We start from the raw sequence: 25188 nt of genomic DNA on the forward strand, positions 1-25188 counted from the left end.
AAGGCCAGCAATGTGTCTGTGGTCGGGCCTGGACTACGACAAGAAAGTGCACTAAAAGATGTACCAGTATTAGGTCAATATCATGTACGCTATCAGTATGTCATTCCCCGAAATCCTGCCAAGTAGTGCTGCCCGTGCCGAACTTCCTAAGGCACTCAAGCGTTTTCGTGCTGAGGGCGCGAGTGCTGAACCGCTAGTCTTCGGCTCTCACAGGCGGGCCGAAGGTGTCGTAATTCCGTTTGATCTCTATTGGCAACTTCTCCCCGCAATCGAGGAGCTAGAAATTGCCCAGATTGTGCGCGAAAGGTCAGAAGCAGGCGAACCCAGCCCCTTGAGCGAGATCGCGGAATCCATCGGTCTGGACCCTGACAACTACCGCTGATGGCACAATCAAAGCTTGCGCTGACAGCACTCCCGGGCGTCCAAGAGGACTTCGACAAACTGCCGAGTATGGCGGTTAAGAAAATGGCCCTCGATATGTTGGTGCTCATCCGTGACGGCGAGGTATCGGGCGAGCAACTTGGCCAGCATGTCGATACGGGCGATCTGTCGGATTGCTACAAGTTCTATTTCGATCCTGACGGCCGTAATAAGCCTCGGTTTCGCATCGTCTACCGTTACACGCCGAACGAGTTGCAGGCCGTTGCTGTTGAGGCCGTCGCGGTGGGGCGACGCCGTGAGAACGAGGTGTACCTCTCCGCCGCTCGGCGACTTCGACGCACATGAAGACGCTGCGGCAATAGCGGGGACAAGATTGTGGCCCGGTTCCCAAACAGGAACCGGGCCACAATTGACTTTCCGTGAGTTACTGGGTGATTAGTCCCCACCCATCGGGCTGCCGAGTAGCTCGCGCACGCGGCCGGCGACCGTGTGGAAGCGCGGGTCTTCCAGCGTGGGCTCGTACTCTCGCTCGTGCGGCAGGTCGACGTCGAACTCTTCGACCACGCGACCGGGACGCGGGCCCATCACAACGACTCGGCTTGCCAGGTAAACCGCCTCCGGTACCGAGTGCGTCACGAGCAGAATCGTCTTATTCGTCTGCGCCCAAACACGCTGCAGCTCAACGTTGAGGTGCTCGCGAGTCAGCGCATCCAGGGCACCGAATGGTTCGTCCATGAGCAGGACATCGGGGTCGTGCAGCAGTGCGCGACACAGCGAAACACGCTGCTGCATCCCGCCGGAGAGCTCATGTGGCAATGCCTTCGTGAAGTCCGTGAGACTTGTGAGCTCAAGCAACTCATCGCAGCGCCGCGTCGCCTGCTTCTTGTCGAGCCCGCGCATTTCCGCTTGCAGCATGATATTGCCGCGAACGTCTCGCCAGGGCAGCAGCGCCGGACGCTGGAAGACGAAGCCCACATCCTGTCGCGGTGCCGTAACCTCTGATCCGCGCAGCTGGATGCTGCCGGAAGTTGGGAGCGTCAAACCAGCGACTGCGCGCAGCAGCGTCGACTTACCGCATCCAGACGGGCCAACGATCGAGATGAACTCACCCTGCTGAACGGTGAGGTCAACGTGCTCGAGTGCCTGGACGCTGCGGCGCTTCGTTTCGAACTTGATTCCAACATCGTCGACGTCGAGCAGGAGCTTTTTGCCGTTGGAATCCATCTGGGTGCCTACTTTGTCGTCTGCGATTATGGTGCTCATTCTGCGCCGCCTGCAGGTGCGAAGTCAGCGTTGAAGTATGTGTCCACCGAGTTTTCGCCCTCAATGAGGCCGGCTTCGGCAAGCACCGAAATGGTTGCCTCCCAGTCTTCAGTCGAGTTCGTTCCGGGCACTACTTCGCCACTCGTGGGGGAGTCGAGGAGGATGATCGTCTCGGTCCACTGCTCGAGAAGGACTTCCGCGACGGGCATCTGCGGGTCCTTGCCATCCATCGCGGCGACCGCGGCTTCAGGGTCGGCCTTAGCAGCTTCGAAGGATTCCGAGGTTGCGTCAACCATGGCCTGAACGAGTTCCGGGTTGTCCGAGATCATCGAGTTGCTTGCGATGAGGCCGTTGCTGAAGAAGTTGAGGCCAACCTCCGAGTACTTCAGGTAGATGACGTCCCTACCGCTTTCATTAGCGATGGTTGGGCCCTGGTCGTGGGCGAAGCCAATGAGCCCGTCGACCTGTCCATTCATCATTGCGGCCATCTTGCCGGCGGCATCGAGATTCTGCTGCGTGACGTCAGCCGGGTCAATGCCGGCAGCCTCGAGGTACATCGGGAACGTCGTGGTGGGAGCGTCACCCGCGGAAGTCGCGATCGTCGCGCCGACGAGATCCTCAGGAGTGGTGATGCCAGAGTCGGCAAACACCTGCACCGCAGACGGCGTGGTCTGCAGGAAGACGCCAACGCTCTGTACACCCACACCCTTGTCAATATTCGACATCACCGCCGGAGTGTCAGCCCAACCGAAGTCGACCTGATCCTGTCCGGTTGCTTGGACCGTCTTGGTTGAACCCTGACCAGCCTGGATCGTGAGGTTGATGCCGTGCTCTTCGAAGATGCCCTGTTCGACGCCGTAGTAGAACGGTGCGTGTTCGCCATAGGGGTACCAGTTGAGCATGATGGTGACATCGGTCATGCCTCCCTCTTCGCCTTCGGCAGTCGGGCCATCGCCGCCCGCACCTGCGCCGGCGCACGAGGTCAGCAGGAGTGCTGAGGCTGCCGCCGCGGCGACGAGAGTGGAGCGAAGTGTCTTCTTTGACATTGGGTTGCCTCTCAATTGATTGATATTTGGTTTATAAGTCGGATGCGGGCAGTCGTTACTGCTCGAGGTTGCGTCGCGAGGAGTGCCAAGGCACCAGGATGCGCTCTGCGATAAGGATGAGGGCGAAGAGCAGGATGCCGAGGACTGACATGATGATCAGTGCGGCGAAGAGCATCGCGGTGTCGACATTGCCATTGGCCTGCAGGATTACGTAGCCGAGGCCCTCGTTCGCGCCCACGAACTCACCAACCACCGCACCGGTAACCGCGAGGGTTGCTGCGATCTTCATGCCGGAGAGCAGTTCGGGTAGGGCCGCGGGGAAACGAACCTTCATGAAGGTCTTCCACCGCGAGGCGCCCATGGTGCTGGTGAGTTCGAGGATCTCGGGGTCGATCGTGCGTAGACCGCTAATACCTGCGATCACGATCGGGAAGAACGCCATCAAGACTGCGACGAGGATCTTCGGTTCGGGACCAAAGCCCATCCACACGATGAACAGCGGCGCGATCGCAATCTTGGGGATCACCTGCGCGAAGAGGATGAGCGGGTAGAAGGTTCGTTCCAGAGTCCGGGAGTACACCATCACGATGGCGACGGCGATACCGACCACGACTGAGATCACGAAACCGAGGAGGGTCTCCCAAGTGGTGACAAGCGTGTGGCCCCAGAGGTACGCGACGTTGTCGGTAAAGGCAGCAAGTGTGTCTGCCGGTGATGGCAGGATGTACGCTGCCATGAGGCCTGCTTCGGTGACAATCCACCACGCAACGAAGGCGATGGCGACAAAAATCGTCGGATAGAGGTATCCACTCATTGACTGTAGCCATGAGCCGCTCTTCTTCTTTGGTGCGCGGCGGTTGTTCTGCGGTGAATCAATCACCGGGGTTGCTGTTGTCGCACTGGTCATGCGGAGGTCTCCTTACGTCCTTGTAAGTGGTCAAGTGGGTAACCGCTTTCCCAATGTGGCAAATATAGCGGATGGCGGTGCTGGCAAGCAACTATTTACCAGGACGAATGTGTGAGCGCACGTTCTGCCTGTGCTGTAGAAGCGTTTTTCCAGAATTTTCCCATGGTGGTGAATCCGCACGCGGGGAACACTTGCACCTTTACCTAAAAGGCATATCCTGTGCACTGGCACCTACAAGGTAAGCCGATAGGGTCACAAGCAAAGCCGAGAAGGTTCGATGAGTCAACGAGCGTCAATGCAATGGTTTCTCCCCACGACGGGAGACTCGCGAAGCAGTCTCCTCACCGGGAGCGCGACCTACAACCTTGCGGACGCGGTGTCCTCGAACGAACGCGACGCGAGCCTCGACTACCTCGTCCAAATTGCTCGCGCCGCCGAGCAAATGGAGTTCGACTCCCTTCTCATTCCGACCGGCAGTTGGTGCCTCGACGCCTGGACGGTGGCGACGGCCGTGGCGACCCAAACATCCACGATCGACATGCTCGTGGCGATGCGTCCGGGGCTCATCTCGCCGACCGTGCAGTCGCAGATGATCCGTTCCTTCGAGCGGCTCGTCGGCGACCGACTGCGGCTCAATGTCGTCGCTGGCGGCGAGAACGCAGAACAGCGACGGTTCGGCGATCGCGTTGACCACGACCAGCGCTACGCCCGGGCCGCCGAATACGTGTCAATCATGCGCGAGCTCGCGACGGGCAAGTCGGTCGACTTCACCGGCAACCACTTCGACATCGAGGATGCGTTCCTCCCCACCGCCTCGAAGATGCCTCCCGTATACCTCGGCGGCTCCTCCAACGCGGCGATCGAAATGGCAGCCGAGCACGCGGATGTGTTCCTCTCATGGGGAGAGCCGCTCGAGCAAGCTGCGCAAAAGCGAGAGCGCGTGGTCGAAGCCGCGGCCAAACACCACCGCGAACTCGACTACGGCATCCGCTTTCACGTCATCACCCGGCCCACGTCAGAGGCAGCCTGGCAGGTCGCCGACGATCTCGTGGCGAGCATCCCGAAACAGCAGATCGACGAAGCGACGAAGGAGTTTGCGAATAGCGGCTCCGAAGGTCAGCGCCGCATGGCCGCGCTTCGTCCCGAGACCTATGACCGCGAGGCACTCACACTCGAACCGAACCTGTGGGCGGGGCTCGGTCTCGTGCGCGGTGGCGCCGGAACGGCACTGGTCGGCAGCCACGTCGAAGTGGCGGATGCGATCGAGCGCTATCTCGACCGCGGCTACAGCCAATTCATCCTTTCGGGCACGCCGCACCTCGAAGAGGCCTATTGGTTCGGCGAAGGCGTGACTCCGATCCTGAAGCAACGTGGAGTACTCAGCTGAGCCCGCGCATCCGTACCCAGCCCGGACCCGCGAATCGCTGACCCGACACGATGCTTCGAAACCGCTTCACAAAACTCCGCCGTGTCGCAATCGCCGCGAGTGTCGCCCTGCTGGTCGGCACACTCGCCGGCTGCGCACCGAACTCCGGCCAGCTCACCGAACTCAATATTGACTACGCGACCTACAGCGTGCTCAGTCTCGTGATCAAAGACCAGGGGTGGCTCGAGGAAGAACTCGCGGCGGAGAACGTCGAGGTGAACTGGGTATTCTCCTCCGGCTCGAATAAGGCAAATGAGTATCTGCGCTCGCACACGGTGGATATTGCCACGACCGGAGGCGCTCCCGCGGTGCAGTCCCGGGCGAATGGCACGCCCATCAAGACGATCCTGCTCACGCACGCCACGGAGGGGTTCGCGTTTGCGGTCGACGAGGACTCTTCGATCGAGTCGGTGTCGGAGCTTGCTGGTCAGACGATCGCGGCCACGCGCGGCACCGACGCCTACTACTTCGCCCTGCAGGCGCTCGAGTTGCACGGTCTTTCGCCCGAGGACCTCACTTTCGAGAACCTGCAGCACGCCGAGGGGCGCAGCTTGCTCGAAACCGGAGTGATCGACGCCTGGGCCGGGATCGACCCGATCCTCGCTGCTGCGGAGCTCAGCGGCGCGCAACTCATTTACGAGAATCCAAATCTGATCAGCCCTATCTTCCTCAATGCGAACGAGTCATTCATTGAGGCGCATCCCGAGACCGTGCAGCTCGTCGTCGATACCTATGAGCGCGCTCGCGAATGGACGCTTGAGCATCCCGTGGAAGCGACGGCGATCTACGCTGAGGCCTCGGGGATCGAGATGGATGTGGCCGAGCTCGCCTTCGAGCGACTCCAGTTCGACATCGATCCTGCGCCGAACGCTGCCGAACTCGAGCCGGTGCTCGCGACCATCGGCGGCTACATGGTCGACAGTGGCGATGTCATTAATCAGGAGTCCTATGACGAAGCGCTCGCCACCATGTACGACCTGCAATTCGTGCAGGCAGCGACTGCGGAGTAGCGGCTTCCGCTCTCGTGGACACCGATCCTCCTTGAATTCCCCGACAGGTGTTGTACGGTTCGCCATACGGGCCGGGTTTTGGCCGGGCTCGTGCGTCAACGATGACGTGATTTCTGCGCTGAGGCAGGTTCAACGAGGACGCAGCCGGAACAACGACGAAACAACAGCAGGCCAGTGCGCCAACGACGGCGCGGCCCGAACGGAGCGAAGCCATGGACCAAGATTTACTCTACGAAGCGTATCGGCGGATGTCGCGCATCCGTCAGTTTGAAGAAACCACGAAGGGCCTTCTGCTCAACGGAGAGCTGTACGGCGCTTTCCATACCTCGACCGGCCAGGAGGCCTCGATCGTAGGTTCGTGCCTCGCTCTCGAAGAGAGCGACTACATGGTCGGCACGCACCGATCGCACGGCCACCCGATCGGCAAGAACGCTAACATCCGGGGCCTCATGGCCGAGCTCATGGGGCGCAAGGATGGCGTGAACCAGGGCAAAGGCGGGTCGATGCACCTCTCCGACTTCTCGGTTGGATCGCTCGGCGAGACATCCATTGTCGGCTCAGGGCTGCCGGTCGCAACCGGCGCCGGGCTGGGCTCGAAAATGCAGCAAAACGGGAAGGTGACGCTGTGCTTCTTCGGTGACGGCGCATCCAATGAGGGAACCTTCCACGAGTCGCTCAATATCGCCTCGATCTGGGACCTCCCGGTGGTCTACCTCTGCGAGAACAACGGCTACGGCGAGCTCACCGAGTGGCGGAAGGTCGTCGCATCCGACTCGATCGCGGGCCGCGCGGTCGCCTACAACATGCCGGGCGAAATCGTGGACGGTCAGGACTTTGTCGCAGTGTACGAGGCAGTCACCAGGGCGGTCCAGCGGGCGAGAGCCGGCGAAGGACCATCCCTCGTCGAGACGCGCACGTATCGCTACGAAAACCACGCGGTCGGGCTCCTCAACGAGTCCTATCGCGAAGCATCCGAGATTGCCGACTGGCGCGAAAACAAAGACCCGCTTAACCTCTTCCGCGCTCGAGCCGGAGAACTCGGGCTCGACACGAGCATCCTCGACACGATCGACGCCGAAATCGCGGCAGAAGTGGAGTCCGCAGTCGAATACGGGCGGCAGTCGCCCGAGCCGGACCCAGAAGAGTCCTTCACCCACGTATTCACCGAGCCCGTCGAGATCCGACGCTAAGAGAGGCAACCCCATGCGCAAATTGACCTATCTCGACGCGATCGTCGAGGCACAACGCGAAGAAATGGTGCGCGACGACAAGACCTTCATCATGGGTCTCGACGTCAGCTGGAACATGCTCGGCACGACCGGCAACAAAGACGGGATGCTCGCGGAGCAATTCGGCCAGGAGCGAGTCCGCGATGCCCCAATTTCGGAGAACGGCTACGTCGGCACCGGCGCGGGTGCCGCGATGGTGGGGATGCGTCCGATCATCGAAATCGAAATCGCCCCGTTCCTTTACGTGGCGATGGACCAACTCACCTCGATCATCGCGAAATCCACCTACCTCTACGGCGGCCAAGCGAGCCTACCGATCACGATTCGGCTGCCAATGATGTACGCGGTCGCGAATGCGGCGCAGCACTCCGACCGCCCCTACAGCACAATGGCCACGATTCCGGGGTTTAAGATCGTCGCGCCATCCACGCCACGGGATGCGTATGGGCTCCTCAAAACGGCGATTCAGACGAACGATCCGGTGCTCGTGTTCGAGGACTTCACGCAGGCGGGCGTGAAGGGTGAGGTTCCGGATGCCGCGGAGGACTTCTCGATCCCGCTCGGGCAGGCCGATATCAAACGTGAGGGCACCGACGTCACGGTGGTGAGTATCGCCGGCGGCATTGCCCCGGCGCTGCAGGCGGCCGAGTCCCTCGCTAAAGACGGTATTTCGGTGGAGGTGCTCGATCCACGGTCGATCTTCCCGCTCGATCTGGATGCGATTCTCGCGTCGGTTGCGAAGACCGGGCACCTCGTGATCGTTGATCCGGCGCACGATTTCGGGTCGATCGCATCCCATATCTCGGCGCTTGTTGCCGAAGATGCGTTTTGGGATCTCGAGGCGCCGATCAAGCGCGTCGTCACGCCGCACACGCACATTCCGTACAACTCCAAGATGGAGATGTCGCTGTACCCGAACGCCGCGAAGGTCGAACAGGCCGTGCGCGCGGTGCTGGACTAAGGGGGAATCGATGAGTACGAGTGTCAAACTGCCCCAGTGGGGCATGGCGATGTCCGAGGGCACGATCGCGAAGTGGTTCGTGGCCGAGGGCGATGCGGTGGTTGAAGGCCAAGAACTCGTGGAGGTCGAGGCCGCGAAGGTGACAAATACGGTGACCGCGCCTGCCGCGGGAGTGATCGGCCCGCTGCTGGTTCCGGAAGACGAGACCGTCGAAGTCAATACCGTCCTGGTCGAGATTCTCGCTGAGGCGGAAGCGTCTGGGGCGGCTGCTGGCGAGGATGCGCTAGAGGCAGCTGTCGAGACGGCTGGAACGGATGTGCCGCTGGCGGTCGGGGAGGTGGCCGAAGTGCGGCCCACCGAAGTCGCACCGGATGGTGGCGTGGATGTTTCCGGCGCGGATGTTGCCGACGCGGATGCTGTTGGCGCGGATGCTGAGGCCGGCGGTGTCGCAGCGGTCCGGCGGGATGCGGCGGCCGCGCGGGAGGCATCAGGTCGGGTCACCGGCGTGGTTCCCCTCGCGCGCAAGCTCGCGAAAGAAAAGGGCGTCGACCTGCACGGTGTGACTGGAACTGGCACCGGCGGGCGCATTGTCGTGGCGGATGTTGAGGCGGCGATTGCGAGCGCATCCGCACCGAAGCCGCCGAAGCCGATGGCTGCCGGGGCTGGCGCCGGGACTGGAGCCGTTGCATCCGAGGCGAAGCCTGCCGTCGACCACGAGACGAGGACCGCGACCGGTACCAAACCATCCACAATGCGACGCGTCATTGCCGAGCGCATGACCGAGTCGCTGCGCAGCACCGCGCAGTTGACCCTTACGAGCACGGCGGATGTCACCGACTTCGCCCAGTTACGGGAGACGATTGGCGGTGGCGCGCCGAAGCCCGGGTATGTGGATGCGGTGATCCGGGCCTGCGCGCTCGCGTTGCGCGAGCATCCCGTGGTGCGAACGCAGCTCGTCGACGACCAACTTGTGGAGGCAGACGCAGTCAATGTCGGGATGGCTGTCGCGCTCGATGACGGGCTCGTGGTGCCGGTGATTCGGGATGCGGATCAGCTCGGTCTCGCAGAGATCGGCGCGCGCGTTCGAGAGCTGGCTGGCGCGGCGCGTTCGGGTGAGTTATCGCCCGATGATTATGCGGGCGGCACTTTCACCGTCACGAGTCTCGGTGGGCAGGGGATCGACGCGTTCACGCCGATCTTGAATCCGCCGCAGGCCGCGATTCTCGGCGTCGGGCGCTCGCGGGAGGTGCCGGTGCGCTTCGGCAGCGGCTTCGCCTGGCGGCAGGAGATGACGCTGAGCCTGACGATCGATCACCGCGTGATCGACGGCTACCCGGGTGCGCTGTTCCTGCAGGATGTGGTGCGCCGGCTCGAGCGTCCGCGGGATCTGTTGTAGTCGAGATACAACGGCTGAGGGCGTCGCAGGCACTGTGTCAGTGTCTGCGACGCCCTCAGTTGTAGGTGCTCCTAAGCGGAGACCTCCGCATTCTTGTCTTCCTTCCAACGACGCGCGTTGATGAAGGAGCGGACACCGAGCACGATGTACACGATGAGCAGCACGAATGTGATGAGGCTGGTGATGACCGCCATAGGGCGTTCGGCTTCACCGGCGAGCAGCGCGCCGATCTGCATCACGTTCATCCCGGTACCGATGAGGCCCAGGAGTGCTAAGACGAGCGCAATGTGGATTCCAATCTTCGGGCTCTTCAGCCCGATGAGACCGGAGATCAGGATGAGCGCGCCAAGGATTGCTGGAATCAGCGCGGTCCAGCTCGTCATGCCTGTCGCAAAGTACGCGACAGCGCCAACAACGATGAGGACGATTCCAAGTCCAATGGTGATTCGGGGCACAGTTCTCCTCTGTTCAACCATGTCACTAGGTTCGCGCTCCGAGGCCCGATGCGAGCTTGAATGAATGTCCTGAACGTGGTTCGGCGTCAGGCAGAGACACGAGTGATTCCGTTCATCCTACAAGCTGGTGTTGGGGCGGTACTTGCGTCGTTATACTCGAGGCCTGCTAAAGGTAGCGTAGAGGTGCTGCTAACGGTAGCGTTTGGCTTCCCACTCGCGCCTAGTGCGTAATCGACCCACCATCGATCACAAGCTCTTCACCCGTCACGAACTTCGACTCATCCGAGGCGAGGTAGAGCATCCCGTAGCCGATGTCCTCGGGGTCGCCGACGTGCGGTGGGATGGGTGTTCCCGCGCCGTAGACCTCGCCCATTTGTTCCTTGGTGATGCCGGTTGCTTTCGCGAGGCCCGTGTAGATCGGTCCGGGGTGGATCGTGTTCACGCGGATGTTGTCGCCCGCGAACGCTTGCGCGGCGTGCTTGCTGACCGAGCGCACGGCGCCCTTCGACGCGGAGTAGGCCATGCCGCCACCGTCTGATTGCAGTCCGCCGAGGAACGCGGCAATCGACGAGACGTTGACGATCGAACCGCCGCCAGCCTTCTGGAGGTGCGGAATCACTGCCTTCATGCCGAGCCAGACGCCCTTCGCGTTGATGTTCATCACGAAGTTCCAGTCGTCCTCGGTGGTGTCGAGCACACCGAGCGGCTTGTGGACGCCCGCGTTGTTCACGAGGATGTCGATTTTGCCGAACTCTGCGACCGTCTTCTCGACGACTTCGGTCCAGTTCTGATCGTCGGCGACGTCGAGTCGGAGCGCAAGAACGGATGCACCGGTCTCCTTGAGTGCGGCCGATTCCCGCTCGAGCGCATCTTCGGTGACATCGGTCATGACGACTTTTGCACCTTCTTTTGCAAAGATCTGTGCACCTGCGAGACCCATGCCACTGGCGGCTCCGGTGATGATGGCAACTTTGTCGGTTAGACGACCCATTTCGACTTCCTTTCGAGTGCGTTATTGCCCGAAAAAGTTCCGATCAGCACGAGCTTTTTCAGACATCTGTAGGTCAAATAAGGATCCCATTTTTGGCTGAGAAGCCACTCGCAGAAATGACGGCTCCTGAATGCTGAAACTCGCCAAAAACTTGCGATGAATAGGTGCGCTGAGCTCTGAACTGGGGGAGCCTGGAAGGTATGGAATTCCCACCGCTTGCGTCCTCGTTCGAAATCGCGCTTCCAGATTGGATTGCGGATGAACTCGCTGAAGTTCCGGATGTGTTGCCCGACCGACAGGATCGTGTCGCGCTCGTGAATCGGCTGGCTGCGCGCAACTGGCGCGAAGGAAACGGCGGGCCGTTTGCCGCGGTGGTCGCGGAGGCGGACACCGGTCGCATCGTTTCGGTCGGCGTGAATGTCGTGCTGTCGAGCGGCGTCACGTCAGCGCACGCGGAAGTCACAGCACTTGGGCTGGCGCAGGCTCGTCTCGGGAAGTGGAATCTTGGCGGTGAGCGACTGCCGGCGCATGAGCTCGTCGTGAACTGGCGCCCGTGCGTGCAGTGTTATGGCGCAGCGATGTGGTCGGGAATCACGACACTCGCGCTCGCGGGGTCAGGGCCGGAAGTTGAGGAACTCACGACGTTCGACGAGGGCCCAATGATTGACAATTGGGCAGAAGAGTTCGAACGGCGGGGGATCCGCGTGCTCGATGGTCTCGCTCGAGAGGATGCGCTCGCGGTCTTCCGTGAGTATCGCGAGGCGCTGGATGCGGGGGAGATTACGGTTTACAACGCGCGGTGAATTGTGGTCAGGATTTTTGGACGGGTGGTTCGTCATTGAAAAGCTTCCGGCGCTAACGAAGGACGACACACCTGCGAGCAAAGAATGCGCAGAATGGACGTGACTGCAGGCGCATGGGCGGTACCTTGTTAATCTGACCTTCGTCTTCAGGCCGCCTTCGCTTTACCGGTGCCCGTGTTTGTGCAGAAGTTAGATCCCAAGTAATGCGAGTGGAATAACTGCCACGCCGTCTCGCCGACGATACGCATGGGTGCCAGTTGTGATGATGACCAGATTACTTACTCGCTCGCCGAGTTGATCACGTAGCCAGAGCAGGTGACGCACGTCGTCATCGCCCGCGGACGCAGTCAGCTTCACTTCTATTCCAAGCACCTGTCCATCTGTGCCTTCAACGATTAGGTCAATTTCGTGATTGCCGCTGCTGGTTCTCAAATGTCCTACTCTTGCCCCTTCCACTTGTGCCGAGGCTCGCACGGAGAGCGTTGCGAGTGACTCGAATAGCGGGCCAGTCATATGCGCTCCGCGCGGAGTCAAGAAGCTCGATTCCGTGAGCCCCAAAAGGCGGGCAGCTAGTGCCGGGTCAGCGAGTTGATGCTTAGGGGATCGACCAAGCTTCCCAAGTTCGTTGCCTAGAGGCTCCCATCCCGGTACTTCGTCGAGCAACCAGAGCTGCGTGAGGTGGTCGCGATAGCCGATGGTAGTGGTTTTTGCGGGCTGTTCTCCGTCCCCACCGGTGGTCGCTGTCATGATCTTTGTGTAACTCGTTGTCGTTGAAGAAGCGGCGGCATAAGATGCGAGCCATCGGCGTAGTGTCTCTGGGCGACGAACCGTAAATCCGAGGTCTGGCAAATCGCGGTCGATTACGCGCTGAATGTAAGAATCTAATTGAGGCATACGTATGCGTGGCGGGAGCGCCATCATCCCGGGGAAGCCACTGGCAGCGATTGCCTCGAGGTAGTTGTTGAGCTTCCAATCCGTGGTGCCGCTAATCGTCGTAGCCTCGCCCCGGATTAAGGCAGCGAGGCTTGTGGTCGGCAAGGTGCTACCTCGCTCCGCTAATGACATAGGGCGCATACGTAATGACAGGATGCGCCCGGCGCCGCTATGCGTTCCTCTCGCGCTTTTCGGTGTTGCGCTTCCAGTCAGTAGGAATCGTCCTGGCGGTGCGCCACGATCCACATGGCGGCGGACCCTGTCCCAAACTTCGGGCAATTCCTGCCATTCGTCCAAGAGCACGGTTCCGGCAGGGAGGTTGGTCAGAGAAGGGTCGGCCTCTATGAGGCGTCTCTCCTCAGAAGAGTCCAGATGTATGTGTGTGTTAGATCGACGGCTCGCCGTGCGAGTTTTTCCGACGCCCTTCGGCCCATCGATTGCGATTGCTGGAGCGAGTGGTAGTAGTTCATCTAGCTCTGCATCAATTGCCCGCTCTAGGTAATCCATGCCGTTACGCTACCAATTTCACGCTCCCTACGCTACCAATTTCACGCTCCCTACGCTACCAATTTCCATGTGTGAGAACTTGGCTAACTCAGGCCAGGCCGAGCCATTCCCCCTTACCGCACGGATTCATACTTGGTGAGCGGCAGTTTTGTCGCCTCGAAGACCCAGCCCAAGCCTGTCCCTCGCCAGCCCCATCGCGGTTGTCCTAAACCCAAATAGGTCAGGGAACGCAATTGGGCGAAGGAATGTCCGGTCGTTGGGATGGGCAGGATGGCGGTTCGGTTGTCGACGGCGCCGACTCCGCCAATTGGGCCCGATCCAAGGCTTGCCATCCCGAAGAAAACCAGCGGTGCCGGTGCAGTGCGGCAGAGTCGGGTAACTGGATGATGCAGGGATCATCCCCGCTCACGCAGGGAGCACCGCTCGCAGACAACAAAGACCGTGTCCTCCAGCGGATCATCCCCGCTCACGCAGGGAGCACATTTACGATCTGCGAGAGCAGGTATCGGCCCACGGATCATCCCCGCTCACGCGGGGAGCACACCCACCAATCAACATGCTGCCGTACGTCGACAGGATCATCCCCGCTGACGCAGGGAGCACGCCCTTCCTTCATCAGTGACACGCCATGACGAGGGATCATCCCGGCTCACGCAGGGAGCACAGCGCGGTCTCGTCAAGTATCGCGAGCGTCTCGGGATCATCCCGGCTCACGCAGGGAGCACTCGCCGTCAACCATCCGTCGAGGCCCTCATCAGGGATCATCCCGGCTCACGCAGGGAGCACGGTATCGCCTCGGACGCCGCGGACGACGCGCTCGGATCATCCCGGCTCACGCAGGGAGCACGTGGTTTCCACAAACCAGAACCGGCCCACCCGCGGATCATCCCGGCTCACGCAGGGAGCACCGATTTCCTCGTGGTACTCGCTGAATGTCTCGGGGATCATCCCGGCTCACGCAGGGAGCACGGCGCAAAAGTCCTATACAAAGGATGGTGGTGGGGATCATCCCGGCTCACGCAGGGAGCACACTTTCTGATCAGGCGTTCTTCGGGACTCGGCCGAAGAATACGGTCACTTGCGTCCCCGTCACTTCTTCTTCCCTCGCCGATGCCGCGATGCCGCAGACCACCCCTTCCGCATGGAACTACTGCGTTTGCCATTCGGGCGGACCATCAAAGTGACTCCCTCGATGTCTTGCGGCTCCCAGTCGTGCCCGTGAGACAAGAACCCGAATCCCTGTTCGGTCTTACGGTCGGGATAGATCATGAGCGCGCGCCCATGGACTTCTTCTTGCACCAACTCCCATACGTGCTTGCGCAGTTTCGGGTTGAGCTTGCCGACGAATACCCCAGCGCTGACTTCGTAGAGCCAGCGAGTTAGGTGCCCGCGCAGACCCTGTGGGCAGGCGCTCAGCACTAATACGATCATGTCGCCGGCTCATCCTCGTAATTGGTTCCACCGGACACGGACCCGCGAACATCCCAAAGCTGATTCTCGCCGTCCGCTTCGCTCGAGCTGTCACCTTCTCCAGATTCGTCTTCAGTGAGGAGTTTTTTCAAATCCGTGACGATTTGCTCCACAAGTTTGAGTTCGACAAAGCGATCACGCATCCTTCGACGGACAATAGTTCCGAGTTCGACAGGATCGATCAGCCCTTCAGGCCCCGCTTCTGCACGCATCAACGCCACGGACTGAAACGCGACCGGGATCGCAGTTTCCGCCTTGTAGAGATCGGCGATGTCGTACACAAAGCTGCGATCGTGACCGGTATGGACAACGCCCAATCCTGCGGAGCATCCGAGCGCAACGACCGCGGCGTGCACGACACCGTAGAGGCAAGAGTTCGCCGCCGACAACGCCTGGTTCACATCGTCGCTCGCGTCGAAATCTTCGACATCATAATCACGTCGAGACCATTCGACCGCCGTTTGCTTCGACCAGTCTCGATAGAGTGAACGAACTCGAGCACCCTCGCGACCGCGCAGTTGCTGCATTGTGAGGCCGCTGGTGTCCTCATCGGGGAAACGCATGTCGTACATCTTGCGGGCGACGGCCATCCGCCGTCGCGTGTTGGAAACGATCGCCGCCTGCCGGTCCAGCAGCCGCGTAGAACGCGCGAGTGGCCGCCCGCCAGCGTAGTAGCGGACGCCTTGCTCGCCGACCCAGACCAAGGCTGCACCGCTGTCGGCCAAGACCGTCATCGCTTGATGAGTGACGTTTGTGCCTGGGCCGAGCAGCAGCACGAGCAGCCCGGCACTCGGCAAGTGGATGATGCCATCCTCGGTCGTGGCCGTCAGAGCATTGGCGTCACGGGCGATGATCGCATGTTCGAGGTAGACGAAACTGATGCGATCTTCGACTCTGCCCAGCTCAGATGGGGTTGACGGCTTGGCCCCAGGGATGTTCGCCATGGCTAGGTCTCGGCTCCGGACCGCAAGGGTGCCAGCGTCATGAGACCGCACCCGTACGCCTTGGCCTTTCCGATTCCCTGGACGAGAGTGTTTCGGAGCTGATCAACATCGTGCACTTCGATCCCGCCTTCGAACCGTGCCTGAGCCAGTGTTACTTGCTGGCTGCCGCGACGGAATTTGAGCGTCTTCCGTTCGCTGATACGCACACCAGGCAAAGGCAGCGGATGCGTGTCGTCCGGGCTTGGGAACGCTTGCGGTTCGCCGACCTCATCCAAGAAGCGCACACCGATGAGGTCGGCACGCTCCCCAAGCCATCCGAGCTGGTGCGGCGCCGAGACATGCGCGAGCCGTCGTTTCTTGCCGTCTTCACCGGTCACGGTATGGACGGGATTCGCTGCCAGACGGAAGGCGTAACGCTGCCCCTTCATGAGCCGAGCGAGCAACTGACCGTAATCTCGTGACTCCCAAGTCTGCTCATTCTGCCAACCCGCCTGCTCTTGCAAGTGCTCGAGCGAAGGCACTCGGGAACTGAGAATGAGCAGCGTTGTCTCATGTCCGTCGACGTCGAGACGCCACAGCGTCCTGGCCTCATCCTCACCTGGCGGGAACGCGGAAGCGACCGCGGCGTGCAGCGCCTGCGGGTCTCGCTGGAACCGCATCGTTTGCCGGCGACGCGGGTTGAGATGCATCCGGGTGAGCTGCATCAGCTCTCACCTCCGAGTAGTTCGAGCGCATCATGTGCGCTGGGTTTGCGGCCATCCTTGTTCTCGACCGAAGTCCAGCCGTGCACGACGTCCCGCAGGCCATAGTCACGATGGCGGGGGTCGAAGCTCTTGGGGAGGTCTCGGACGGACTCGTCATGGCGTTCCCCGGGGGCAGCATCCCGAGACCATAGGAGGGAGACGTGTCGGCTCTGCTTCTTGCGATACCAGTCGGATGCGCGCCAGGGCTGCGTCTCCAGAACGCTCTCGAGCGACCCATCCTCGATGCCGCGAACAAGTCGGCCGGCGGGCGGGCACGAGCGGCGCCCTAAGTAGAGGGGAAAGACCGGTGAACTTATTGCCTCGCCGAGCCCCTGGAGCAGGGACTTGTCGGCCTCGAGGAAGACGAGGTAGCGAGCATCCGCCACGAAGTACCGCTGGGAAAGTGGATGTGCTTTCCGGGTCCGCCAGTCAACGGCCGTTTGGAAATCGCGCAACAGAGAGCCCTGCTGCTCTTGACGGACGCCGAAGCGGATCGAGACCAGATCTTCGACCGAATCGGTGCGACGGCGCCCTTCGGCGGCAGCGATCATCCCGATGACACCGCTCTTGGTCGGGAACATACTGGTCTCGCGCCGAAAGAAACGACTCTCGCTGCCCCAAGCCTGCAGAGGACCGGCGAATTCGAGTACTAGGGTCGCCATTACTCGCCCTTCAGGCGTTCCCGCAGCGTCTCCGCGGTCATCGACACGAGCTCGTTGAGTGTGGACTCCTGTGCCCGCTCGAGGATCGGTGTGACCTGTTCTTTGGCTGCGGGATCGGCAACGAGGATTGCGCTGCGCACGGGAGCGGTGTCGAATTCGCGGTCTTCGTGGAGGGCGTGGTTGACCAAGCGTCCTGCTGCGAGGGGAAGCGCTCCGCCGTCGGCGCGAACCGGATTCTCGAAGGCTGCAGCGAGGTTGACCGGCTGATCCTCGCGGACCTCGACGAGCACGACCCCGGGGCGCGTGCGGTTGGCGAAGGTGTTCTGCTTGCCGGTGGGCATACTCACGAGGAAGCCGCGCACGAAGGCCTCGACTGCTCGGATCGCGGCTTCCTTCGAGCCGAGATTCTCGACGAGTCGCTCGGCGTCAATGGTGGCGTAGCGGTAGAGCGTCGAAGAGACGAACTCGACGGTGCCGATCATGCCGGCGCCAGCAATGTCTTCGGGCGCGTTGTCGTCGACCGCTGTGAAGTAGTCGAACTCGGATGCGGCAGCATGGACGGAAATGGCGTGGCTGACTTGGCAGGATGCATCGACGTTGAGATCCGGTGCGTCAGCGATCATCCGGCCGAAGAGTGCCACGGCGATCGAGTTGCTGTCGTTGAACGCACGCTTGGCCTCGGCCTTGTTGATTTTCTCGCCCTGAATCGCACCGAGTCCGAGTTCGGCGAGCGAATTGATCTGCGCGCGCGAGAGGAAGATGAGATAGCCGGTGTGCCGTGTTTCGCTGGCCTCTTGGCCTTCCGTTGCCTTCTTCTTCTCGATCTTGACGTTGATTCCGGTGGCCTTGAGCACCTCGGTCGCGGTCTCGGTAGCCTGTGCTTCATCGATCGATTCGTCCAATGCGCGAATCTGCTGCGCGATTCGTTCCACCACGCGCACCGTGCGCTCGCCTATTTCGGAGTCGTCGAGGTGCCGCTTGAATTCATCGCGAGTTGCCTTCTTCCAGGCCTGGCTCGAAACTCGCGCCCTGGTCACACCGCCGAAGGTTGCGGTCTTCGGGGAACCGGTGTCGTCACGGTTGATGCACGAAGGGGGAACGGTTTGCAAGACATGGATGTCAATGAAAGTGCGCGCGGTGGCGGTCATGGGTTATCTCCTTAGATACGAGCGAGGCAGAAGGTTGGCGAAGAAGTGAGTGTTGGAGTTGGCCAGCGGTGAGGTCAGGCGAGTTGTGAGGCCCGACAGGTTTCGGGCCGGGCGTGTTTCGAGCCTGGAAAGTATCGAGACTTGGTGCGTGTCGGGTCTCGCTAGTTGCTGGTCTCAGCCGCGGCGGGTTCATCCTCGGCTTTACTCTTGCGGGCGAGATCTCGAGCCCAGGCAAGCCGCACCCGAGTGCGAGTTTCCGGGTTTAAGAGGAAGTAGAGGTCGGTCGTGAGCTTCGCGTAGTCGAGCGGGATCTTGGAACTCCGAAACTGTGAGACGAGCCCACGAAGGTGATGCATGATTTCGGAGTATTCCGTCGCTGTGCTGAGTGCGTGGTAGCGACGCATCACCGGTTTTTCCCGGCTCTCGGAGTCGCTGGGGTTCGCCAGCGCGCGAATAGCGGTGCCGAGCCCACGTCCGAGTTCGTGCATCGGGACGGCGAGGGACTGCTGGTGCACCGCGTACAGGTGCAGTCCCGAAACGACAACTCGCTCAGCTTTGGTAGGCGCATCCCCTCGGCCCACGAGCTCCACGGGAGCGTCGTCGAAAGATGCTTCCCAAGCCATGACGAGGCGGTCGTCCTTGGTCGGGTCGATGCTTCGGAGCGTCGCAAGGTCGGCTTTGGCGGTCGCGGTGCGTTGGAGATAGGTCTGCTGCAGGCGGTGCAGCCTTTTGACCATGTAGGAATTGATGAGTGCGGATGTGGTGCGGGGCTTTCCGGCGTCGGCCTCCGTGGCCGGTGCGGCGGGCACTGTGTCGGATTCTGTGACAGGCTCTGTTGCGGTCTGTGTCTCGGCAGTCATCGCGCGATCTCCGTTTCAATAGTCTGGTCGCTGTTCGAGTCGATTGTTTCGGTCGTGGCCTCGTTGATGGTGCGGACCGGGGGCGCGCCGAGCGCGCGGTAGATCGCACTGTCGAACCAACGCATCGCCGTGGCGATCGAGATTTCCGTACCGTTGTCGCTTCTGCCGATCCACGCCGTGTTCGGGGCCGACTCGACGAGCTGCTCCGCCCGCATCCGAATCGTACGGCGAACCGACTCGGTCCAATCCTGGAGCAGACGAGCGCCGTCAGCCTCGGGGAGGACCTGGATCAACCACTGCCTGAATTCCAGGTTCATCGCAGAGTAGGCATCCGCAACGGTATCGGCATATGCGCCATCCCCGTTGCCTCCGGCTGCCCGGTCGATATTGCTCGCGAGCTGCCCCAGTGCCCGAATCGCACTGTCAGTGCGGCTCACTGCACTCTCGGCAATCCGCAATAAGCCCGGATGCTTGTTGAGATCTGCGAGGGCCGCGGCGATGGCGAGTCGGTCCGAAACGACCTCCGCGAAACTGGCGTTCTGAGTGCCGTAGTCCATACTGACCGCGCTGACCTCGACGATCTTGTCCACGGGGAGGACTTTTTCCCTGACGAGTTCTCCCAACCAGTCCAGGAGCTGCGCGGGCTCAGCGCTTTGAGCGATCTTCCATTTATTGGCAACCGCCGGAGACGGTTTAGCGCTATCAGCTGTCGGAAGGAGCGTGGAGAGCCCGCGCCAGAGTGTCCTACCGGGCTCCAACTTCCTTGGCATGAACCGCGTCGACTTCGCCTTGACGCTCTGAGGTTCGCTGAAGCGCCAGCTCGACATCGGTTCGTCCGTCTGCCGAATCGTGTATTCGACCGGATCACCGTTCGTGACGAGCACACCGTTGACTCGATCGTCCTCGACACGGAGTCGAATGCGGCGTTGCGACCAGGTCATCAGGCTCAACGGCCCGATCGGCCCGATCTCATCATTCGTGCGGATGCCTGGCCCGATCGTCGGATGTTCCCAGATCGGGAGATCGCTCTTCTGTGTGGCAGTGCGATTTCGGATGAAGTTGAGCAAGAGCGTCTCCCGCAAGTCTGTGCCGACGAGAGAAACACCGCCGAGCCATCCCGCCCAGCCAAGGCCCATCGGGTATCCCTTGCCGCCTTTGACACGATCGTCGCCGACCGCTCCCGACTTGATTCCGGAATAGTCATAGGCATGAGCGTGCACCAGCCAGCGGGTGGCTTCGGCGAAGCCGATCGACTGCAGCTCACTGCGCATCGTGAACAGTGCGCGGTCTGGATCCGAATCGGCGACGATGAGCGAAACAGGCTTCCATTCATCCTTGGCCGTTCGGAGCGTGGGGGTCTGCATGAACGGATCTGCGGCATCCAAGAGATCGAATCGATGGTGCCATTCGGAGAAGTACTGCTCGAAGGGCTCTACCGGGAGCGTCGGCTGATTCCACAGCTCCCCCCAGCTCTCCGCGGCATACCGCGTTGGCTTCTGATCGAGGGCGCGATACACGATCGCGAGCAGTATTCGTAGGACGGAGAATCGAACTGTCGGCAGTTCTCCCCCGAGGTCGCGAAAATGCTGCGCCTTGAGAATCGCATCCCGAATCGATACTTCGAGCTCGAACCCGTCTTTATCGACGACCGGAACCCAGGGCTCGTCGAGCAAATTGAATGTGAGTGGATTGGTCACGAATTCCTCATCCTCAGTTGGTCGCACCGCGTCATCATTTCGCATCGCTCTTTTCAATCATGAGACCGAGCCCCTGGTCGTATAGGAGTCGATGTCCGTTTATCTCGGTTCGAAAATCTTCATCGAGGATGAGCGGCAGCATCCCTTTGAGCCACCGGGACTGCTGCCACGCCTCAATCCCGTTGTTCTCGAGATCGTCCAGCACCCCGTCCAACCCCTTTCCTTGGGTCATCCATGAAGGGAGTGACACAGTGCAGGTCGCAACGGCTTCGGCGAGGTCCTCTTCGATTCCATAAATGAGATCAACCGGTTGACTTGCATGCTGTTCTGGTAGCCATGGCAGTGAGTAAACCGATCCATTCATTTCCTGAACAATCACGACTTCGATCGAGAGTTCGGCATCGCGTACTTGTGCGCCTCCGCGAGCTTCTTCGGAGGCTTCCGTGAGTGAACGCTTGCTCCATCCGTCGATCTGGCCCTCTCCCGGCGGATCGATGACAAACTGTCGCGATTCTTCTTTCTGACGGTGGATCTTCTGTGCGCGCTCTTCGTCGGCGCTGGTCAGTCGGTCTTCCCAGCCTGGAATTGGGACGAGATCCGGCTGATAGGTGGTACGAATGAGTCCCGGAACGTCTTCGGGAATATTGATCTTCTGATCCCCCGAACGCTCATTCCGCAGCCGGAGGGCAATGAGCGTTCGTAGTAGCAGGGAATCTCCGTATACCCGAAGCACCCCCGAGTTGAATTCGGGCGGCTCGGTGCCTGTCAACATGCCGATGCCGCCAGATAAGACGACGCGTGGTTGTTGCATGGTTGTGGGCCGCTCAGCGAGTGGACGAGCATGTCGGTGAACTCGACCGATGCGCTGAATAAGGGCATCGATCGGTGCGATATCAGTGAACATCATGTCGAAATCAACGTCTAGTGAGGACTCCACGACCTGGGTCGCCACGATGATCATCGACTTCGGGCGTTCTGCAGAATTTGGGCCTAACCGTTCGACCAGTTCCTGTTCGCGGTGGTTTCTTGATTCGACCGTGAACCGCGAGTGAAAGAGTGCGATCTCGCCGTCGTATTGTTCGGCGAGCAGATCGAATACCTTTTGGGCTCTGTCGACGGTGTCCAGCACTACAGCGATGCAGCCGCCGGCATCCGCTTCACTCAGGACGGCGCTCACGATCGATTCAACTGAGGCATCGGCAGTTTCTTCGAGACCAAAGCTGGAACTTCTGCTCGACCGTGCGGGTGATATCTGATGACTCGTTTCAGCACCCACCGCAGTGACGAGTGGATAAGTAGGTTCATTCGCAAATGCGATAATTTCTGGGTCGACGTCGTCGTCATCGGTAATGATAATGTCTGCATCCCAATCAAGGCCTTGGCGAGCCCCTTGCCGATAGGCGTGGAGCAGTTCTTCACGTTGCTCCGGCGGCAACGTCGCTGACAGCGCGATGACGGGAACTCCATAGGCACCGAGCCATTGCAGCGCTCGCAGCAAATAAGTGCGCATGAAATCGTCCGCTGCATGCACCTCGTCGATGATGATTACTTTGCCGCTATATCCGAGATGCCTGAGTGAGAGATGCTTCGCCCTCAACGTCATGAAGAGTAGCTGGTCGATTGTGGCGACGACAAAATCGGCGAATGCGTTTCGTTTCCGAGCGAGGAACCATTGATTGGCGTTAATCGCGTGTTGGTTGTCTCGACGATAATCATCATCGTAAGTTTCATTCGCGCCGTCGCGATCGAAAAGAGCCTGGAACCGTTCGTTGAAGAGTGCTTTCGAATGCGATAGCGAAACTGAAACCGCACTATTCCCAGCCATACTGGCCTGGAGCCAATTCAACACGCGGTTGAACATCGCGTTGGATGTTGCACGCGTGGGAAGCGCGACCATCGCACCCTGCAGTCCGAAATTCGCGGCGAACACTTCTGCGCACGCAAATGCCATCTCTGTTTTGCCCTCTCCTGTCGGTGCCTCAATGAGCATGAGGGAGGGTTCGCTGAGTTTATTGGCAAGCTCAACCGCGTCCTGCTGTACAGGGCGCGGGGTAGAGATATTGAATCGTTCTTGAAAGTATCCGCCTGCATCTGTGATTGGACTTGGGTTCCAATGATCGCCGAAATTAAGAAAACGCAGCGCTTTCGAGGCGCGAGTACTCGCCGATGTTTTCCTGTCATACGGGAATAGTGTCTGGTTTGACGCGATCCAGTCACAGACGATAAGAAATCCGTTTAAGAGTGCCTGAACGGGTTCGTGGATGACCGAATCGAGGATTTGGGACCAGGAGTCTTCGTCAATACCTGCGATTTGATCGGCTCGTTCTAGGAGCTCTTTCCGGACTTCATGCCAGGACTTGTCTTCACCGAGTTCCTGGTCGAAATGAAAGGGAATTTTCGCGTTGGTGTCTGGAAAAGCGCCGTGATGGCCACCAACTATCTCGGCAATATGTAGGCTCGCGCGCTGTCTTCGGCCTCGGGTTGCCAAGGGCTCGAGGTGTCGAATTACAGCATGGTGGCCAGCGAGCCCATGGGGAAATGCGCGCTGTTCTTCCGCTGGTGGGGTGGGTTCTGGGAAAACATAACCCGCATCTCTCATTTGTGACTCCAGAGCAGGCGCTTTGATTGCGAATGCTGCTGTCGCTTTCCCCACATCGTGAGCGGCAGCTAGCCACACGGTGATCTTGTGTGCGGTTTCTTTCGTGCCGAAACACTCTGCGAGAAGTTTAATTTGTGAAAACGAGAACCACTGGTCAAATAATTGGGAGGCCACTGCCGCGGTGTCTTGGAGGTGAGCATATAGCGGGAAGGAAGGGTCCGCAAAAAATGCAGTTCGATCGAACTTTGCCCAAGCTTTGCTGGCGATCCGGCTTACCGGCGCTAATTCACGATCTAGCACGCGCAGTGGCTTCCACGAAACCTGTGGCTGCAGCAGTGCTGTTTCTGAATCATCATCGAAATATTTTGCAGCCTCTTATGCTGATCTGGCAAGGTGACCCTGGATTATATAAAAGTTTCGATCATCATTGCAGAAACAAGTATCGCTGAACCTGAGTGGTGGATTCGTTGGTTGTATGAGTTCTCCGTTCTCCGATATCGGCGATTGCGGAAAGCATGCTGCCTGGAGTAGTCGGCCACTGTTCCCCAAGTCGACGAGATGGTCATTTTCGGACTATTCCCGGCTGAACCGGGAGCGCCTGGTCTTGAGTGAACCCGAGTCAAGTTCGGGAGAATCGTCCCCACCTATGCGGGGAGCACGCAACGTTACTTCACGCGGTGCTCGAAGCGGCCGTGCGGGGAGCCCTGGCTTCGTCGAGAACGTGTCGAAGATCGCGCCGGATCATCCCCGCCTGCGCGGGGAGCACGCCCACACTTCGGCGGCGAGCTGCGCGTCGGTCGGATCATCCCCGCCTGCGCGGGGAGCACTCGAGGGCCTTGTGCGCGGCCTCGCGACGCTCCGGATCATCCCCGCCTGCGCGGGGAGCACCGTATGCGTTCATTTCTGTTTCCTCATTTCGAGGGATCATCCCCGCCTGCGCGGGGAGCACAGCCCGTGCTTCGCGAGCAACGGCAGCACGACCGGATCATCCCCGCCTGCGCGGGGAGCACTTGATGTGCCGCTGGATTCGCCGGATGGAAATAGGATCATCCCCGCCTGCGCGGGGAGCACTCGCCTCGGCAGTGGGCGCGGCGGGCGCAGGAGGGATCATCCCCGCCTGCGCGGGGAGCACGCCGAGAACCTGGACTTTGATCTGATCGGAACGGGATCATCCCCGCCTGCGCGGGGAGCACGACCGCGCCTGGAACATATCGGCCACCGCGAAAGGATCATCCCCGCCTGCGCGGGGAGCACCGGCCAATAAACCCCGAGACTGGGAGTATCACGGGATCATCCCCGCCTGCGCGGGGAGCACCAAAGTGGCGTTCGGCAGATGTGATCGACAACCGGATCATCCCCGCCTGCGCGGGGAGCACGGGTCTGAGAAAGTCACCCCGTGGTCGCGCATCGGATCATCCCCGCCTGCGCGGGGAGCACCCCGTGATGATTCCCTTTCTCGAGTGACGCCACGGATCATCCCCGCCTGCGCGGGGAGCACGTCCTCTTCGGTGAGGTCAAAGTGAGTCCACACGGATCATCCCCGCCTGCGCGGGGAGCACGCTTTCTTTCGGTACGGCTTTCGGCGTGAACAGGGATCATCCCCGCCTGCGCGGGGAGCACATTTTCTGAATGCCGTTTATTTCACGGTAGTCGGGATCATCCCCGCCTGCGCGGGGAGCACGGGGTAGCGGCATGAGTCGTGCAACGGGAATTAGGATCATCCCCGCCTGCGCGGGGAGCACAAAACGACACAAACA

The 25188-nt window shown here is 60.5% G+C and carries 22 protein-coding genes and 2 CRISPR repeat arrays (1 of these 24 cut by a window edge); of the genes, 8 read left to right on the forward strand and 14 right to left on the reverse strand.

From position 1 onward, the window contains the following. Positions 1–97 precede the first annotated feature (97 nt). A complete protein-coding gene (locus ACTHXA_RS03215; protein WP_441669282.1) occupies positions 98–382 on the forward strand; it encodes a hypothetical protein in 285 nt (94 codons plus the stop codon). Continuing rightward, positions 382–726, forward strand: a complete 345-nt coding sequence (locus ACTHXA_RS03220) for a hypothetical protein (protein WP_441669284.1) — start codon at positions 382–384, stop codon at positions 724–726. The genes ACTHXA_RS03215 and ACTHXA_RS03220 overlap by 1 nt, the downstream gene beginning before the upstream one ends. A 90-nt stretch (positions 727–816) precedes the next feature. Here ACTHXA_RS03220 and ACTHXA_RS03225 read toward each other — a convergent pair whose 3' ends face one another. From ACTHXA_RS03225 to ACTHXA_RS03235, 3 genes are read right to left on the reverse strand one after another with little or no spacing between them, the layout of a single operon-like run. Further along, complete coding sequence (locus ACTHXA_RS03225) at positions 817–1644, reverse strand: ABC transporter ATP-binding protein (protein WP_441669286.1); 828 nt, start codon at positions 1642–1644, stop codon at positions 817–819. Beyond that, positions 1641–2690: an ABC transporter substrate-binding protein gene (locus ACTHXA_RS03230; RefSeq protein WP_441669288.1), complete on the reverse strand. Its 1050-nt coding sequence runs from the start codon at positions 2688–2690 to the stop codon at positions 1641–1643. Before ACTHXA_RS03230 ends, ACTHXA_RS03225 begins: the two co-directional genes overlap by 4 nt. Positions 2691–2745: 55 nt before the next feature. Next, complete coding sequence (locus tag ACTHXA_RS03235) at positions 2746–3597, reverse strand: ABC transporter permease (protein WP_441669290.1); 852 nt, start codon at positions 3595–3597, stop codon at positions 2746–2748. Positions 3598–3892: 295 nt separating this feature from the next. On the opposite strand from ACTHXA_RS03235, the gene ACTHXA_RS03240 reads away from it, so the two are divergent. The 5 genes from ACTHXA_RS03240 (at position 3893) to ACTHXA_RS03260 (ending at position 9619) form a co-directional block, all read left to right on the forward strand. Then, positions 3893–4984, forward strand: coding sequence for an LLM class flavin-dependent oxidoreductase (locus ACTHXA_RS03240; RefSeq protein WP_441669292.1), 1092 nt, complete (start codon positions 3893–3895; stop codon positions 4982–4984). Positions 4985–5034: 50 nt separating this feature from the next. After that, a complete protein-coding gene (locus tag ACTHXA_RS03245) occupies positions 5035–6033 on the forward strand; it encodes an aliphatic sulfonate ABC transporter substrate-binding protein (protein WP_441669294.1) in 999 nt (332 codons plus the stop codon). 212 nt (positions 6034–6245) lie between these two features. Next, complete coding sequence (locus tag ACTHXA_RS03250) at positions 6246–7223, forward strand: thiamine pyrophosphate-dependent dehydrogenase E1 component subunit alpha (protein WP_441669295.1); 978 nt, start codon at positions 6246–6248, stop codon at positions 7221–7223. Positions 7224–7236: 13 nt separating this feature from the next. Continuing rightward, complete coding sequence (locus tag ACTHXA_RS03255) at positions 7237–8223, forward strand: alpha-ketoacid dehydrogenase subunit beta (protein ID WP_441669297.1); 987 nt, start codon at positions 7237–7239, stop codon at positions 8221–8223. Between the two features lie 10 nt (positions 8224–8233). Then, entirely contained in the window at positions 8234–9619 is a 1386-nt protein-coding gene (locus ACTHXA_RS03260; RefSeq protein ID WP_441669299.1) for a dihydrolipoamide acetyltransferase family protein, read from the forward strand. Positions 9620–9690: 71 nt separating this feature from the next. On the opposite strand, the gene ACTHXA_RS03265 is transcribed toward ACTHXA_RS03260, so the two are convergent. Both ACTHXA_RS03265 and ACTHXA_RS03270 read right to left on the reverse strand, forming a co-directional pair. Beyond that, positions 9691–10074 (reverse strand): hypothetical protein, encoded by a 384-nt coding sequence (locus tag ACTHXA_RS03265; RefSeq protein ID WP_441669301.1) that lies wholly within the window; start codon positions 10072–10074, stop codon positions 9691–9693. A gap of 220 nt (positions 10075–10294) precedes the next feature. After that, positions 10295–11065: an SDR family NAD(P)-dependent oxidoreductase gene (locus ACTHXA_RS03270; RefSeq protein WP_441669303.1), complete on the reverse strand. Its 771-nt coding sequence runs from the start codon at positions 11063–11065 to the stop codon at positions 10295–10297. A 200-nt stretch (positions 11066–11265) separates the two neighbouring features. Here ACTHXA_RS03270 and ACTHXA_RS03275 point away from each other — a divergent pair, with 200 nt between their 5' ends. Beyond that, on the forward strand, positions 11266–11868 hold the full coding sequence (locus ACTHXA_RS03275) for a hypothetical protein (RefSeq protein WP_441669305.1): 603 nt from the start codon (positions 11266–11268) through the stop codon (positions 11866–11868). A gap of 189 nt (positions 11869–12057) precedes the next feature. Here ACTHXA_RS03275 and ACTHXA_RS03280 read toward each other — a convergent pair whose 3' ends face one another. From ACTHXA_RS03280 to cas3, 9 genes are all read right to left on the reverse strand, one after another. Then, positions 12058–13308, reverse strand: coding sequence for an ATP-binding protein (locus ACTHXA_RS03280; RefSeq protein ID WP_441669307.1), 1251 nt, complete (start codon positions 13306–13308; stop codon positions 12058–12060). Between the two features lie 391 nt (positions 13309–13699). Further along, a CRISPR array of direct repeats spans positions 13700–14338; the repeat unit is 29 nt; unit sequence GGGATCATCCCGGCTCACGCAGGGAGCAC. Positions 14339–14397: 59 nt separating this feature from the next. Then, positions 14398–14739, reverse strand: a complete 342-nt coding sequence (cas2e, locus tag ACTHXA_RS03285) for a type I-E CRISPR-associated endoribonuclease Cas2e (RefSeq protein WP_441669309.1) — start codon at positions 14737–14739, stop codon at positions 14398–14400. Continuing rightward, positions 14736–15722, reverse strand: coding sequence for a type I-E CRISPR-associated endonuclease Cas1e (cas1e, locus tag ACTHXA_RS03290; RefSeq protein ID WP_441669311.1), 987 nt, complete (start codon positions 15720–15722; stop codon positions 14736–14738). The genes cas2e and cas1e overlap by 4 nt, the downstream gene beginning before the upstream one ends. A gap of 2 nt (positions 15723–15724) precedes the next feature. Further along, positions 15725–16426 carry a type I-E CRISPR-associated protein Cas6/Cse3/CasE gene (gene cas6e / locus ACTHXA_RS03295; protein ID WP_441669313.1) on the reverse strand — a complete coding sequence of 234 codons (702 nt, stop codon included), beginning with the start codon at positions 16424–16426 and terminating at the stop codon, positions 15725–15727. Then, complete coding sequence (gene cas5e / locus ACTHXA_RS03300) at positions 16426–17127, reverse strand: type I-E CRISPR-associated protein Cas5/CasD (protein WP_441669315.1); 702 nt, start codon at positions 17125–17127, stop codon at positions 16426–16428. The genes cas6e and cas5e overlap by 1 nt, the downstream gene beginning before the upstream one ends. Continuing rightward, a complete protein-coding gene (gene cas7e, locus ACTHXA_RS03305; protein WP_441669317.1) occupies positions 17127–18275 on the reverse strand; it encodes a type I-E CRISPR-associated protein Cas7/Cse4/CasC in 1149 nt (382 codons plus the stop codon). Before cas7e ends, cas5e begins: the two co-directional genes overlap by 1 nt. Before the next feature lie 161 nt (positions 18276–18436). Then, the gene (gene casB / locus ACTHXA_RS03310; protein ID WP_441669319.1) at positions 18437–19135 is read right to left on the reverse strand and encodes a type I-E CRISPR-associated protein Cse2/CasB; all 699 of its coding nucleotides are present in this window, start codon (positions 19133–19135) and stop codon (positions 18437–18439) included. Further along, positions 19132–20832 carry a type I-E CRISPR-associated protein Cse1/CasA gene (casA, locus tag ACTHXA_RS03315; RefSeq protein ID WP_441669321.1) on the reverse strand — a complete coding sequence of 567 codons (1701 nt, stop codon included), beginning with the start codon at positions 20830–20832 and terminating at the stop codon, positions 19132–19134. Before casA ends, casB begins: the two co-directional genes overlap by 4 nt. 34 nt (positions 20833–20866) lie before the next feature. Then, positions 20867–23731 carry a CRISPR-associated helicase Cas3' gene (gene cas3 / locus ACTHXA_RS03320; RefSeq protein WP_441669323.1) on the reverse strand — a complete coding sequence of 955 codons (2865 nt, stop codon included), beginning with the start codon at positions 23729–23731 and terminating at the stop codon, positions 20867–20869. Between the two features lie 438 nt (positions 23732–24169). After that, positions 24170–25188: direct repeats of the CRISPR family, unit length 28 nt; unit sequence GGATCATCCCCGCCTGCGCGGGGAGCAC; it runs 839 nt beyond the window's last position.

The sequence above is a fragment of the Gulosibacter sp. genome (genome assembly GCF_052090685.1).
GTDB lineage: Bacteria > Actinomycetota > Actinomycetes > Actinomycetales > Microbacteriaceae > Gulosibacter.